This window comes from Acidovorax sp. SRB_24 (genome assembly GCF_012931925.1).
This window is the reverse complement of record NZ_MWOM01000046.1, coordinates 19,414-33,635: the sequence shown is the minus strand read 5'-3', so window position 1 is coordinate 33,635 and position 14,222 is coordinate 19,414. Positions and strand designations below refer to the sequence as shown.

General features: G+C 60.1%; 9 protein-coding genes, 2 tRNA genes and 3 rRNA genes. All 14 read left to right on the top strand.

The window, feature by feature from the left end; all coding sequences use genetic code 11:
* Nucleotides 1-173: 173 nt before the first annotated feature.
* The 14 genes from B2J89_RS15000 (at nucleotide 174) to B2J89_RS14935 (ending at nucleotide 14,194) form a co-directional block, all read left to right on the top strand.
* Nucleotides 174-1,708, top strand: a 16S ribosomal RNA gene (locus B2J89_RS15000).
* A gap of 107 nt (nucleotides 1,709-1,815) precedes the next feature.
* Nucleotides 1,816-1,892, top strand: a tRNA-Ile gene (locus B2J89_RS14995).
* A gap of 39 nt (nucleotides 1,893-1,931) precedes the next feature.
* Nucleotides 1,932-2,007 (top strand) — tRNA-Ala (locus B2J89_RS14990).
* A gap of 360 nt (nucleotides 2,008-2,367) precedes the next feature.
* Nucleotides 2,368-5,247, top strand: a 23S ribosomal RNA gene (locus B2J89_RS14985).
* A 123-nt stretch (nucleotides 5,248-5,370) separates the two neighbouring features.
* A 5S ribosomal RNA gene (rrf, locus tag B2J89_RS14980) occupies nucleotides 5,371-5,483 on the top strand.
* Together the 16S, 23S and 5S rRNA genes with 2 tRNA genes alongside form the textbook arrangement of a ribosomal RNA operon.
* 210 nt (nucleotides 5,484-5,693) lie before the next feature.
* Complete coding sequence (locus B2J89_RS14975; protein WP_169169871.1) at nucleotides 5,694-6,095, top strand: MerR family DNA-binding transcriptional regulator; 402 nt, start codon at nucleotides 5,694-5,696, stop codon at nucleotides 6,093-6,095.
* Nucleotides 6,096-6,134: 39 nt separating this feature from the next.
* Nucleotides 6,135-6,590, top strand: coding sequence for a PaaI family thioesterase (locus B2J89_RS14970; RefSeq protein ID WP_169169870.1), 456 nt, complete (start codon nucleotides 6,135-6,137; stop codon nucleotides 6,588-6,590).
* 35 nt (nucleotides 6,591-6,625) lie between these two features.
* Nucleotides 6,626-7,816 carry an isovaleryl-CoA dehydrogenase gene (locus tag B2J89_RS14965; protein WP_169169869.1) on the top strand — a complete coding sequence of 397 codons (1,191 nt, stop codon included), beginning with the start codon at nucleotides 6,626-6,628 and terminating at the stop codon, nucleotides 7,814-7,816.
* A gap of 36 nt (nucleotides 7,817-7,852) precedes the next feature.
* Nucleotides 7,853-8,512, top strand: coding sequence for a carbonate dehydratase (gene can, locus B2J89_RS14960; protein WP_169169868.1), 660 nt, complete (start codon nucleotides 7,853-7,855; stop codon nucleotides 8,510-8,512).
* A gap of 71 nt (nucleotides 8,513-8,583) precedes the next feature.
* The gene (gene aceK, locus B2J89_RS14955) at nucleotides 8,584-10,389 is read left to right on the top strand and encodes a bifunctional isocitrate dehydrogenase kinase/phosphatase (RefSeq protein ID WP_169169867.1); all 1,806 of its coding nucleotides are present in this window, start codon (nucleotides 8,584-8,586) and stop codon (nucleotides 10,387-10,389) included.
* Nucleotides 10,390-10,423: 34 nt separating this feature from the next.
* Nucleotides 10,424-11,617: an acetyl-CoA C-acyltransferase gene (locus B2J89_RS14950; RefSeq protein ID WP_169169866.1), complete on the top strand. Its 1,194-nt coding sequence runs from the start codon at nucleotides 10,424-10,426 to the stop codon at nucleotides 11,615-11,617.
* 19 nt (nucleotides 11,618-11,636) lie between these two features.
* Nucleotides 11,637-12,269 carry a pyridoxamine 5'-phosphate oxidase family protein gene (locus B2J89_RS14945; protein ID WP_169169865.1) on the top strand — a complete coding sequence of 211 codons (633 nt, stop codon included), beginning with the start codon at nucleotides 11,637-11,639 and terminating at the stop codon, nucleotides 12,267-12,269.
* A 67-nt stretch (nucleotides 12,270-12,336) separates the two neighbouring features.
* On the top strand, nucleotides 12,337-13,008 hold the full coding sequence (locus tag B2J89_RS14940; protein WP_169169864.1) for an SDR family oxidoreductase: 672 nt from the start codon (nucleotides 12,337-12,339) through the stop codon (nucleotides 13,006-13,008).
* Between the two features lie 55 nt (nucleotides 13,009-13,063).
* On the top strand, nucleotides 13,064-14,194 hold the full coding sequence (locus B2J89_RS14935) for an acyl-CoA dehydrogenase family protein (RefSeq protein ID WP_169169863.1): 1,131 nt from the start codon (nucleotides 13,064-13,066) through the stop codon (nucleotides 14,192-14,194).
* The last annotated feature ends 28 nt before the right edge of the window (nucleotides 14,195-14,222 follow it).

The following is a 14,222-nucleotide window of genomic DNA, read 5'->3' as shown; positions in this document are numbered from 1 at the left end:
TGCCAGGAACCTTAAAAATATACAGCCGATAAGCGTGGGCGTTTGAAGGCGATTGCCAAGTTCTTTGGAACTCAAGTCGCAAGACTTTAAACGCTCATGAGAGTAAAGAAGTGAAGTTCACTTCAATTCTTGATTTTTTGAGTGGCCCCGCAAGGGGCAAAAAACACAAGATCGAACTGTAGAGTTTGATCCTGGCTCAGATTGAACGCTGGCGGCATGCCTTACACATGCAAGTCGAACGGTAACAGGTCTTCGGATGCTGACGAGTGGCGAACGGGTGAGTAATACATCGGAACGTGCCCGATCGTGGGGGATAACGCAGCGAAAGCTGTGCTAATACCGCATACGATCTACGGATGAAAGCAGGGGACCCGCAAGGGCCTTGCGCGGACGGAGCGGCCGATGGCAGATTAGGTAGTTGGTGGGATAAAAGCTTACCAAGCCGACGATCTGTAGCTGGTCTGAGAGGACGACCAGCCACACTGGGACTGAGACACGGCCCAGACTCCTACGGGAGGCAGCAGTGGGGAATTTTGGACAATGGGCGAAAGCCTGATCCAGCCATGCCGCGTGCAGGATGAAGGCCTTCGGGTTGTAAACTGCTTTTGTACGGAACGAAAAGGTCTTCTCTAATAAAGAGGGCCCATGACGGTACCGTAAGAATAAGCACCGGCTAACTACGTGCCAGCAGCCGCGGTAATACGTAGGGTGCAAGCGTTAATCGGAATTACTGGGCGTAAAGCGTGCGCAGGCGGTTATGTAAGACAGATGTGAAATCCCCGGGCTCAACCTGGGAACTGCATTAGTGACTGCATAGCTGGAGTGCGGCAGAGGGGGATGGAATTCCGCGTGTAGCAGTGAAATGCGTAGATATGCGGAGGAACACCGATGGCGAAGGCAATCCCCTGGGCCTGCACTGACGCTCATGCACGAAAGCGTGGGGAGCAAACAGGATTAGATACCCTGGTAGTCCACGCCCTAAACGATGTCAACTGGTTGTTGGGAATTCACTTTCTCAGTAACGAAGCTAACGCGTGAAGTTGACCGCCTGGGGAGTACGGCCGCAAGGTTAAAACTCAAAGGAATTGACGGGGACCCGCACAAGCGGTGGATGATGTGGTTTAATTCGATGCAACGCGAAAAACCTTACCCACCTTTGACATGTATGGAAGATCGCAGAGACGCGATTGTGCTCGAAAGAGAGCCATAACACAGGTGCTGCATGGCTGTCGTCAGCTCGTGTCGTGAGATGTTGGGTTAAGTCCCGCAACGAGCGCAACCCTTGCCATTAGTTGCTACATTCAGTTGGGCACTCTAATGGGACTGCCGGTGACAAACCGGAGGAAGGTGGGGATGACGTCAAGTCCTCATGGCCCTTATAGGTGGGGCTACACACGTCATACAATGGCTGGTACAAAGGGTTGCCAACCCGCGAGGGGGAGCTAATCCCATAAAGCCAGTCGTAGTCCGGATCGCAGTCTGCAACTCGACTGCGTGAAGTCGGAATCGCTAGTAATCGTGGATCAGAATGTCACGGTGAATACGTTCCCGGGTCTTGTACACACCGCCCGTCACACCATGGGAGCGGGTTCTGCCAGAAGTAGTTAGCCTAACCGCAAGGAGGGCGATTACCACGGCAGGGTTCGTGACTGGGGTGAAGTCGTAACAAGGTAGCCGTATCGGAAGGTGCGGCTGGATCACCTCCTTTCTGGAAAACTGCAATTCAATTTGAACGCCCACACTTATCGGTTGTTGGAAGAAGTCGCTGCAAAGCGGCGGGTGCGATAAGTGCCTGTCGACGGCAGTGGCCGGCTTGGGTCTGTAGCTCAGTTGGTTAGAGCACCGTCTTGATAAGGCGGGGGTCGGTGGTTCGAGACCACCCAGACCCACCAAGTGCTGCAGTCCAGGGGCGACACGACAATGCGATTCCTGGGGGATTAGCTCAGCTGGGAGAGCACCTGCTTTGCAAGCAGGGGGTCGTCGGTTCGATCCCGTCATCCTCCACCAACCAACACGATGCGCCCGCAAGGGCGGTGAATCAACACCAAAGCAGCTTTGCAAAAGGCTGCTTTGATGTTGATCGATATCAATCGATCAATCGGCTGTTCTTTAAAAATTCATAGAGTCGAATCAGCGTTGCTGATGGAAACTGCACATTCGTAAAGGTTTAGTGCAGACCGTGCCATCAGCAACAAGAATTTTTGATTGCGTCAAAACGAATATTCAAACTAGCTTTGAAATTCAAAAGTAATACGATGAAGGCTCGAAAGAGCCGTAGTTGATTACGGCATAACGCGCCGGGTGAAAGACCTGGCAAGTCCTTGAAAGAAAATGGAGATGTTTCGTTAAGAGACGTCAAAGTTATAGGGTCAAGTGACTAAGAGCATGTGGTGGATGCCTTGGCGATGATAGGCGACGAAAGACGTGATAGCCTGCGATAAGCTTCGGGGAGCTGGCAAATAAGCTTTGATCCGGAGATTTCTGAATGGGGAAACCCACCCTTCGGGGTATCGCAACCTGAATACATAGGGTTGCGAGGCGAACCGGGTGAACTGAAACATCTCAGTAGCTCGAGGAAAAGACATCAACCGAGATTCCGAAAGTAGTGGCGAGCGAAATCGGACAAGCCTTGCAGTGATAGCACGACGGTTAGCAAAACGGGATGGAAAGCCCGGCCATAGCAGGTGATAGCCCTGTATGCGAAAACCGACGTGTGGTACTAGGCTGCAGACAAGTAGGGCGGGACACGAGAAATCCTGTCTGAATATGGGGGGACCATCCTCCAAGGCTAAATACTCATCATCGACCGATAGTGAACCAGTACCGTGAGGGAAAGGCGAAAAGAACCCCGGGAGGGGAGTGAAATAGATCCTGAAACCGCATGCTTACAAAAAGTAGGAGCCTCGCAAGGGGTGACTGCGTACCTTTTGTATAATGGGTCAGCGACTTACATTCAGTGGCAAGGTTAACCGAATAGGGAAGCCGTAGAGAAATCGAGTCCGAATAGGGCGAACATAGTCGCTGGGTGTAGACCCGAAACCAAGTGATCTATCCATGGCCAGGATGAAGGTGCCGTAACAGGTACTGGAGGTCCGAACCCACTAGTGTTGCAAAACTAGGGGATGAGCTGTGGATAGGGGCGAAAGGCTAAACAAACTTGGAAATAGCTGGTTCTCTCCGAAAACTATTTAGGTAGTGCCTCAAGTATTACCGTCGGGGGTAGAGCACTGTTTAGGCTAGGGGGTCATGGCGACTTACCAAACCTATGCAAACTCCGAATACCGACGAGTACAGCTTGGGAGACAGAGCACCGGGTGCTAACGTCCGGACTCAAGAGGGAAACAACCCAGACCGCCAGCTAAGGTCCCTAAAATTGGCTAAGTGGGAAACGAAGTGGGAAGGCTAAAACAGTCAGGATGTTGGCTTAGAAGCAGCCATCATTTAAAGAAAGCGTAATAGCTCACTGATCGAGTCGTCCTGCGCGGAAGATGTAACGGGGCTAAGCCAGTTACCGAAGCTGCGGATGTGCAATTTATTGCACGTGGTAGGAGAGCGTTCTGTAGGCCTGTGAAGGTGTCTGGTAATGGATGCTGGAGGTATCAGAAGTGCGAATGCTGACATGAGTAGCGTTAAAGGGGGTGAAAAGCCCCCTCGCCGTAAGCGCAAGGTTTTCTACGCAACGTTCATCGGCGTAGAGTGAGTCGGCCCCTAAGGCGAGGCAGAGATGCGTAGCTGATGGGAAACAGGTCAATATTCCTGTACCGATCAATAGTGCGATGTGGGGACGGAGAAGGTTAGCTCAGCCAACTGTTGGATATGTTGGTTCAAGCCTGTAGTCGTGCCCGGTAGGCAAATCCGCCGGGCTAAGATGAGGGGTGATAACGAGTCTGCTTGCAGACGAAGTGAGTGATACCCTGCTTCCAGGAAAAGCCACTAAGCTTCAGCTATTGACGACCGTACCGCAAACCGACACTGGTGCGCGAGATGAGTATTCTAAGGCGCTTGAGAGAACTCTGGAGAAGGAACTCGGCAAATTGATACCGTAACTTCGGGAGAAGGTATGCCCCAAGTAGGTGAACTTGAACAAAGGGAGCCCAAAGGGGTTGCAAAAAATCGGTGGCTGCGACTGTTTAATAAAAACACAGCACTCTGCAAACACGAAAGTGGACGTATAGGGTGTGACGCCTGCCCGGTGCTGGAAGATTAAATGATGGGGTGCAAGCTCTTGATTGAAGTCCCAGTAAACGGCGGCCGTAACTATAACGGTCCTAAGGTAGCGAAATTCCTTGTCGGGTAAGTTCCGACCTGCACGAATGGCGTAACGATGGCCACACTGTCTCCTCCAGAGACTCAGCGAAGTTGAAATGTTTGTGATGATGCAATCTCCCCGCGGAAAGACGGAAAGACCCCATGAACCTTTACTGTAGCTTTGTATTGGACTTTGAACAGATCTGTGTAGGATAGGTGGGAGGCTTTGAAGTGTGGTCGCTAGATCACATGGAGCCAACGTTGAAATACCACCCTGGTGTGTTTGAGGTTCTAACCCAGGTCCCTTATCGGGATCGGGGACAGTGCATGGTAGGCAGTTTGACTGGGGCGGTCTCCTCCCAAAGCGTAACGGAGGAGTTCGAAGGTACGCTAGTTACGGTCGGACATCGTGACGATAGTGCAATGGCATAAGCGTGCTTAACTGCGAGACTGACAAGTCGAGCAGATGCGAAAGCAGGACATAGTGATCCGGTGGTTCTGTATGGAAGGGCCATCGCTCAACGGATAAAAGGTACTCTGGGGATAACAGGCTGATACCGCCCAAGAGTTCATATCGACGGCGGTGTTTGGCACCTCGATGTCGGCTCATCTCATCCTGGGGCTGTAGCCGGTCCCAAGGGTATGGCTGTTCGCCATTTAAAGAGGTACGTGAGCTGGGTTTAAAACGTCGTGAGACAGTTTGGTCCCTATCTTCCGTGGGCGCTGCAGATTTGAGGAAGCCTGCTCCTAGTACGAGAGGACCGGAGTGGACACACCTCTGGTGTATCGGTTGTCACGCCAGTGGCATTGCCGAGTAGCTAAGTGTGGAAGAGATAACCGCTGAAAGCATCTAAGCGGGAAACTCGTTTCAAGATGAGATCTGCCGGGGGCTTGACCCCCCTAAAGAGTCGTTCAAGACCAGGACGTTGATAGGCTGGGTGTGGAAGTGCAGCAATGCATTAAGCTAACCAGTACTAATTGCTCGTGCGGCTTGACCCTATAACTTTGATCAAATCGATCAAGGTCGTTATGCCAAGTTGACGCAGTCAAATAAAACAAGCTGATTCCAAACTCTATGAATTCGCCCGGTTGATCCAAAGATCAGCCAGGCACCCAGTTATGCCTGATGACCATAGCAAGTCGGTCCCACTCCTTCCCATCCCGAACAGGACAGTGAAACGACTTCGCGCCGATGATAGTGCGGGTTCCCGTGTGAAAGTAGGTCATCGTCAGGCTCTTACAGCCCAGTCGCGCCCCCCTCAGCAATGAGGGGGGCGTTTCTGCTTTGGGGCGCGAAAGATCGCAGAAAGCTCGGATGGATGGTCGGCGCATGGCAGGTTAAGATTGACGTGAACGTTAACGTCATTTGTTGTCATCGCATGGCAAAAACGGACAGGCATGCCGTCTGTCATCTGTGCGAGCCGACCCTGGCTGCACCCTCCACCATGGCACACACCTACACCATCAGCGACCTTGCCAAAGAGTTCGACCTCACCACCCGCGCCATGCGGTTTTACGAGGACATGGGATTGCTGCAGCCCGAGCGCACGGGGCCTGGGGGGCGCAATCGACTCTACAGCGCCCGCGACCGCACGCGCCTCAAGCTGACCTTGAGGGCCAAGCGCCTCGGTCTCTCACTCACCGAGGCCAAGGAAATCATTGACCTGTACGACAGCCCGCGCGACACCGGCGTGCAACTGCGCAAGTTCCTGCTTGTACTGGCCGATCACCGGCGCCAGCTGGAGGAGCAGATGGCCGATTTGGAGGCAAATCTGGACGAGGTCCGCGAGCATGAAAAGGAAGCACGTGCCTTGTTGCTCAAGACTGAAAAAATGGATGATAATTGACGTTTACGTAAACGTCATATCTATTCCATATCGACGCCCATGTCCCCGTTCGAGCCCCGCAACAGCCATTACGCTCAGCGCGTGCACGAGAGTTTTTCTTGCCAAGGTGCAATGCAGACACTGGGTGCGCGCTTGGACCATGTCGCGCCCGGTGCCGTCGACATCGCGCTCGACTGGAGCCCGACACTGACGCAGCAGCACGGCTTCCTGCATGCCGGCATGCTGTCTGCCGCGCTCGATTCGGCGTGTGGTTATGCCGCCTTCACCCTGATGGCGCCCGAAGCCGAGGTGCTGACCATCGAATTCAAGATCAACCTGCTGGCCCCTGCACAGGGCGAGCGCTTTCGCATGGAAGGGCGCGTGCTCAGACCGGGACGCACCATCACCGTGTGCGAGGGCAGGGCCTACGCACTCAGCACCGGAGCAGAGAAACTGGTGGCCACCATGGCGTGCACACTCATGGCCGTGGCTGGTCGCGAAGGCGTGCGGGACTGACTTTGCCTTTCTTCCTTACCCTTCAGGAGACGTTCATGAGCATGCCCGCCAATCTTCCCGGCCTGAATTTCCAACTGGGCGACGACATCGACGCGTTGCGCGACGCCGTGCGCGATTTTGCGCAGGCCGAGATCGCTCCGCGTGCTGCGGAAGTCGACCACAGTGACCAGTTTCCCATGGACCTGTGGCGCAAGATGGGTGACCTGGGCGTGCTGGGCATCACCGTGCCCGAGCCGTATGGCGGGGCGTCCATGGGCTACTTGGCCCACATGGTGGCCATGGAAGAGATCTCGCGCGCCAGCGCTTCGGTGGGCTTGAGCTACGGTGCGCACAGCAACCTGTGCGTCAACCAGATCAACCGCAACGGCAGCGAGACGCAAAAGCGGAAATACCTGCCCAAGCTCATCAGCGGCGAACATGTGGGCGCCTTGGCCATGAGCGAGCCCGGTGCCGGTTCCGACGTCATCAGCATGAAGCTCAAGGCCGAGGACAAGGGGGGCTACTACCTGCTCAACGGCAGCAAGATGTGGATCACCAACGGCCCCGACGCTGACACGCTGGTGGTCTATGCGAAAACCGAGCCCGAATTGGGCGCCCGTGGCATCACGGCCTTTTTGATTGAAAAAGGCATGCCGGGCTTCAGCGTGGCGCAGAAGCTCGACAAGCTGGGCATGCGCGGCAGCCACACGGGCGAGCTGGTGTTCCAGAACGTCGAAGTGCCGGCGGACCATGTGCTCGGCGGCGTGAACATGGGCGCCAAGGTGCTGATGAGCGGGCTCGACTACGAGCGCGCCGTGCTCACCGGTGGACCGTTGGGCATCATGCAGAGCGTGATGGACAACGTGGTTCCCTACATCCACGACCGCAAACAGTTTGGTCAGAGCATCGGCGAATTCCAGCTGATCCAGGGCAAGGTCGCCGACATGTACACCGTGCTGCAGGCCGGCCGCTCGTTTGCCTACACCGTCGCCAAGAACCTCGACATGGTGGGCAGCGACCACGTGCGCCAGGTGCGCAAGGACTGCGCCAGCGTGATTCTGTGGACCGCAGAGAAGGCCACCTGGATGGCTGGCGAGGGCGTGCAGATCTTTGGCGGCAATGGCTACATCAACGAATACCCGCTGGGGCGCCTGTGGCGCGACGCCAAGCTCTACGAAATCGGCGCCGGCACCAGCGAAATCCGCCGCATGCTGATCGGTCGCGAGCTGTTTGCCGAGACCTGTTGAGCCCCCCTGACCCGTTCCATTGAAGAAAGCATCCCGATGCCGACCACCTCCATCGAAGAATTGTTTGTGCACAACCGCGCCTGGGCGGCGCAAATGGAGAAAGACCGTCCGGGCTTCTTCACCGGGCTGATGGCCCAGCAAAAGCCGCGCTACATGTGGATCGGCTGCTCCGACAGCCGCGTGCCGGCCAACCAGATCACGGGCCTGGAACCCGGTGAGATTTTTGTGCACCGCAATGTCGCCAATGTGGTGGTGCCGACCGATCTCAACTGCCTCTCCACCATCCAGTACGCTGTGGACCAGCTGCACGTCCAACACCTGATGGTCGTGGGCCACTACGGTTGCGGCGGCGTGCTGGCCGCACTGGAGGACCGCCGTGTGGGCCTGGCGGACAACTGGATCCGCCACGTCAAGGATGTGCGCGACAAACACCTCGAACTGATCGACGCGGTCGCGCCCGAGTGGCGCCACGACGTGCTCTGCGAGCTCAACGCCATCGAGCAGGTCCTCAACATCGCACACACCACGGTGCTGCAGGATGCCTGGGCGCGGGGTGAAAAAATCACCTTGCATGGATGGTGCTATGGCCTCAAGGATGGGCTCATCAACAACCTGCACATTTCCGTCGATGGCAACGACGGGCTGGAGTCGCGCTATGCCGCCGCGGTGGCCGGTGTGGCCGCCGCACGCCGTTAAGGCCGCGCACGTGTGTGCGGCGCGGGCCTGAGCGGCCTGCCACCCGTCGGATGAACCGGAGAGTGCCGACCATGTTCCCCCAACGCCTCGACTCGCCGCAAGCCTACGACATCGCCAAGGCAATGATGGACGGTTTTAACCGCCATTACCGGCTGTTCCGCACCGAATCGGCGCGCGCCAAGCACCGCTTCGAGACGGCCGACTGGCACGGTCAGCAGCGCGCGCAGCGCGAGCGCATCGAGTTCTATGACCTGCGCGTCAAGGAATGTGTGCGCCGGCTGGAGAAGGAATTCCAGGCCGGCAGCGTGCCCATGGACGTGTGGCACCAGATCAAGCTGCACTACATCGGCCTGCTGGTCGATCACCGCCAGCCCGAGTTGGCCGAGACCTTTTTCAACTCGGTGACGACCAAGATCCTGCACCGCACGCACTTTCACAACGACTTCATCTTCGTGCGCCCGGCCATCAGCACCGAGTACATCGACAACGACGCGCGCGAGCAGCGCCCGACCTACTGGGCTTACTACCCATCGCCATCGCGCGAGAACCTGCGCGAGACGCTCACGCTCATTGTCGAGAACTTCCGCGTTCAGCGCCCGTTTGCCGACCTGCAAGGCGACATCGAACAGGTGCTGAGCGCGCTGCGCGGACATCTGCAACACAGCAAGCTGCGCGCCAACTTCCAGATCCAGGTGCTGTCGAGCCTGTTCTACCGCAACAAGGGCGCCTACCTTGTCGGCAAGGTCATCAACGGTTTCCACGAGGTGCCGTTTGCGTTGCCCATCCTGCACAACGACGCCGGCCTGCTCACCATCGACGCCGCGCTGTTCGGCGAGGACGACCTGCAGATGCTGTTTTCCTTCGCGCGGGCCTATTTCATGGTGGACATGGAAATCCCGAGTGCCTACGTGCAGTTCCTGCGCAGCCTCATGCCGCGCAAGCCGCGCGCCGAACTGTACAACGCGCTCGGCCTGGCCAAGCAGGGCAAGACGCTGTTCTACCGCGACTTCCTCTACCACCTCAAGCATTCGAGCGACAAGTTCCGCATCGCGCCCGGCATCAAGGGCATGGTCATGCTGGTGTTCGACCTGCCGAGCTTTCCCTATGTGTTCAAGCTCATCAAGGACTATTACCCCCCGCAGAAAGACACGACGCGCGAGCAGATCAAGGCCAAGTACCTGCTGGTCAAGCAACACGACCGCGTGGGCCGCATGGCCGATACGCTCGAATACAGCCTGGTGGCCTTTCCGCGCGACCGCTTCGAAGACGCGCTGATCGCCGAGATCCAGCAGTTCGCGCCCAGCCAGCTCGAGATCAGCGACCGCGACGGCGACGGCCGGCAGGAAGTCATCATCTCGCACCTCTACATCGAGCGGCGCATGGTCCCGCTCAACATGTACCTGCAGGAGTCTTTCGACGCCGGCCCGAACGATGAGCGCGCGCGCCAGCAGATGGAGCGCAGCGTGATCGACTACGGCAACGCGATCAAGGACCTCGTGGCGGCCAACATCTTCCCCGGCGACATGCTGTGGAAGAACTTCGGCGTCACGCGCAACGGCAAGGTGGTGTTCTACGACTATGACGAGATCGAGTACCTGACCGACTGCCAGTTCCGCCGCGTGCCCGCGCCGCGCAACGAGGAGGAAGAGATGAGCGGCGAGGTCTGGTACACGGTCGGCCCGCGCGACGTGTTCCCCGAAACCTTCGCCCCCTTCCTGCTCGGCAACGACGCCGTGCGCGCCGTGTTCATGGCGCACCATGCCGACCTGCTGGGCGCAGAATTCTGGCAGTCGCACAAGGAGCGCATCCTGGCGGGCCATGTGTACGACGTCTTTCCGTACGACGCCCACCGCCGTTTTGCGCACGCCAAGGCCTGAAACCGTTCTTTTTCCCATTGCACAGGAGACTTTCATGACCGCACCCCTCGCAGATCCCATCGTCATCGTCGGCGCCGCGCGCACGCCCATGGGCGCCTTCCAGGGTGACTTTGCCGGCCTGGCCGCGCACGACCTCGGCGGCGCAGCGATCGCCGCCGCCGTCGAGCGCGCCGGCATTGCGCCGTCCGCCGTGGGCGAGGTGCTGTTCGGCAACTGCCTGATGGCCGGACAGGGCCAGGCGCCCGCGCGCCAGGCGGCGTTCAAGGGCGGACTGCCCAAGGAAACGGGCGCCGTGACGCTGTCCAAGATGTGCGGCTCGGGCATGAAGGCCGCCATGCTGGCGCACGACATGCTGCTGGCCGGCACGCACGACGTGGTGGTCGCGGGCGGCATGGAGAGCATGACCAACGCCCCCTACCTGCTGCAGAAAGGCCGCGGCGGCTACCGCTTGGGCCACGACCGCATCTTCGACCACATGATGCTCGACGGCCTCGAAGACGCCTACGAGCCCGGCCGCTCGATGGGCACGTTCGGCGAGGACTGCGCCGCCAAGTACGGCTTCACGCGCGCGCAGCAGGACGCCTTCGCCACCGCCAGCGTGCAGCGCGCCCAGGCGGCCACCACGTCGGGCGCTTTTGCCGCCGAAATCACGCCCGTGACCGTGAAGACGCGTGCCGGCGAGACCGTGGTGTCGATCGATGAAGGCCCGGGCAAGGCCCGCCTCGACAAGATCGCCACGCTCAAGCCCGCGTTCAAGAAGGACGGCACGATCACCGCCGCATCAAGCTCCAGCATCAATGACGGCGCCGCCGCGCTCGTGATGATGCGCGAGTCGACCGCGCAAAGGCTCGGCTGCAAGCCCTTGGCGCGCATTGCCAGCCACGCCACGCACGCACACGAGCCCGAGTGGTTCGCCACGGCGCCGCTGGGCGCCACGCAGAAGGCGCTGGCCAAGGCCGGCTGGGCCGTGGGCGATGTGGATCTGTGGGAGATCAACGAGGCCTTTGCCGTCGTGCCGATGGCGCTGATGCACGAGCTGAATCTGCCGCACGACAAGGTCAACGTCCACGGCGGCGCCTGCGCATTGGGCCACCCCATCGGTGCCAGCGGCGCGCGCATCCTGGTCACGCTGCTGCATGCCTTGCAGGCCCGGGGCCTCCAAAAGGGTCTGGCGACGCTGTGCATCGGCGGCGGCGAAGCCACGGCCATGGCGGTCGAGCTGGTCTGAGCGGCGTGCACACCGCGCCATGATCTCGACGGCCGAACAACTGCGCGCGCTGTATGCCGCACCCGGCGAGCGCGCGCTGCGCAAGCAGCAGGCACAGCTCGACTTGCACTGCCAGCGCTTCATTGCGCTCTCGCCTTTCTGTGTGCTGTCTACAGGCGGCACTGCGGGCACGTTCATGGACGCGTCGCCGCGCGGTGGGCCGCCGGGCTTTGTGCACGTGGCCGACGCGCACACCGTGTTGCTGCCCGATGCGGGCGGCAACAACCGGCTCGACACGCTGGGCAACCTGCTCCAGGACCCGCGCATCGGCCTGTTGTTCCTGGTGCCAGGCGTGGACGAAAGCCTGCGCATCAATGGCACGGCGCGGCTGCGCGACGAGCCCGAATTCACCGGGCGTTTCAGTGCCGAGCGCCAGCGCCCCAAGCTGGTGATCGAGGTGCAGGTGGCCGAGGCCTACCTGCACTGCGCCAAGGCGCTGATGCGCTCGCGCCTGTGGCAGGTCGGTGCGCAGGTTGAGCGCAGCGCCTTGCCGACCATGAATGAAATGGTCCACGACCAGATCCAGGCCGGCCCGGTGCAGGAGTCGCAAGATGCCATGGTGCAGCGTTACGCTCGGCAGATTGCCGACGAGCTGGCGCCATTGGCGGGCTGACGCAGATCGATTGCTTTCAATTTCATAGCTGCTTGCACATGCTGTACAAGGGCTGGAGGCCTATTTCATGTCAAACGTCCTGATCATTGGCGCCTCGCGCGGACTCGGTCTGGAGTTCGCGCGCCAGTATGTGGTGGCGGGCGACCGCGTGCTGGCCAGTGCGCGCGACGCCGCCGGGCGCGGGCGCCTGCAGGCGCTGGGCGTGGAGAACGTGCTGACCGTGGACGTGGCCGATCCCGCCAGCGTCAGCGGCCTGGCCTGGATGCTGGACGGCGAAAAAATCGACACCGCGGTCTATGTGGCGGGCGTGATGGAGCGCGGCAATGCGCTGTCTCCGCCCACGCGCGAGCAGTTCGACCGCGTCATGCACACCAACGTGCTGGGCGCCATGCAGGCCATCCCGCAGGTCGCGCCGCTGGTCGAGGCGGCGCAAGGGAGGTTTGCCTTCATCAGCAGCGAGCTGGGCCGCATCGGCGGCGTCGAGAGCAGCCACACCTGGCTCTACCGCGTCAGCAAGGCGGCGCTCAACATGGCGGTGGCCAGCGCCCAGCACGACTACCCGCAGGCCACGCTGGTGGCGCTGCACCCCGGCTGGGTGCAGACCGACATGGGCGGCGAACAGGCCCCGCTCACGGCGCCCGAGAGCGTGGCCGCCATGCGCGCCACGCTCGCGCGGCTCACGCCGGCGCACAAGGGCCAGTTCCTGCAGCGCGACGGCACGCCCTGCGCCTCGTGGTGAGGCGCGCCGGCCTGGCACCTTCCGCCCCACAAGACAAAAACACCCGGAGACCACGATGCTGCTGACCCCAGACCAGGAAATGATCCGCGACGCCGTGCGCGACTTTGCGCAGCAAGAGCTGTGGCCGTATGCCGCGCGCTGGGACAAGGAACACCACTTCCCCAAGGAGGCCCACCAAGGCCTGGCGGCGCTGGGCGCCTATGGCATCTGCGTGCCCGAGGAGTTCGGTGGTGCCCAGCTCGACTACCTATCGCTCGCGCTGGTGCTCGAAGAGATCGCGGCCGGCGACGGCGGCACCAGCACGGCCATCTCAGTGACCAACTGCCCCGTCAACGCCATCCTGATGCGCTATGGCAACGCCCAGCAAAAGCGCGACTGGCTCACGCCGCTGGCGCAGGGCCAGATGCTCGGCGCGTTCTGCCTGACCGAGCCCCATGTGGGCTCCGACGCTTCGGCACTCCGGACGACTGCCGTGAAGCAGGGCGATGGCTATGTGATCCATGGCGTCAAGCAGTTCATCACCAACGGCCAGAACGGCCAGGTCGCCATCGTCATCGCGGTGACCGACAAGGGCGCGGGCAAAAAGGGCATGAGCGCCTTCCTGGTGCCGACGAACGCGCCGGGTTACGCCGTGGCGCGCCTCGAAAACAAGCTGGGCCAGCACAGCAGCGACACCGCGCAGATCAACTTCGACCACTGCCGCATCCCGGCCGAGAACCTGATCGGCGCCGAGGGCGAGGGCTATAAGATCGCGCTCGGTGCTTTGGAAGGCGGGCGCATCGGCATCGCCGCACAAAGCGTGGGCATGGCGCGCAGCGCCTTCGAGGTGGCGCTGGCGTATTCGAAAGAGCGCGAGAGCTTTGGCCAGCCCATCTTCCAGCACCAGGCCGTGGGCTTTCGCCTGGCCGACTGCGCCACGCAGATCGAGGCCGCACGCCAGCTCATCTGGCACGCCGCCGCGCTGCGCGACGCCGGCCGGCCCTGTCTGAAGGAAGCCGCCATGGCCAAGCTGTTCGCCAGCGAGATGGCGGAAAAGGTCTGCAGCGCCGCCATCCAGACCCTCGGCGGCTACGGCGTGGTGAGCGACTTCCCGGTCGAGCGCATCTACCGCGACGTGCGCGTGTGCCAGATCTACGAGGGCACGAGCGACGTGCAGAAAATCCTCATCCAGCGCGCGCTCGCGTGAACTTGACACGCTGGCCGTGCGATCCGGC

Coding starts and splice junctions, on each gene's coding strand:
- B2J89_RS14965 (WP_169169869.1), top strand. CDS start 6,626: ATGAGCATGCCCGCCAATCTTCCCGGCCTGAATTTCCAACTGGGCGAC.
- B2J89_RS14975 (WP_169169871.1), top strand. CDS start 5,694: ATGGCACACACCTACACCATCAGCGACCTTGCCAAAGAGTTCGACCTC.
- aceK (WP_169169867.1), top strand. CDS start 8,584: ATGTTCCCCCAACGCCTCGACTCGCCGCAAGCCTACGACATCGCCAAG.
- B2J89_RS14970 (WP_169169870.1), top strand. CDS start 6,135: ATGTCCCCGTTCGAGCCCCGCAACAGCCATTACGCTCAGCGCGTGCAC.
- can (WP_169169868.1), top strand. CDS start 7,853: ATGCCGACCACCTCCATCGAAGAATTGTTTGTGCACAACCGCGCCTGG.
- B2J89_RS14950 (WP_169169866.1), top strand. CDS start 10,424: ATGACCGCACCCCTCGCAGATCCCATCGTCATCGTCGGCGCCGCGCGC.
- B2J89_RS14935 (WP_169169863.1), top strand. CDS start 13,064: ATGCTGCTGACCCCAGACCAGGAAATGATCCGCGACGCCGTGCGCGAC.
- B2J89_RS14940 (WP_169169864.1), top strand. CDS start 12,337: ATGTCAAACGTCCTGATCATTGGCGCCTCGCGCGGACTCGGTCTGGAG.
- B2J89_RS14945 (WP_169169865.1), top strand. CDS start 11,637: ATGATCTCGACGGCCGAACAACTGCGCGCGCTGTATGCCGCACCCGGC.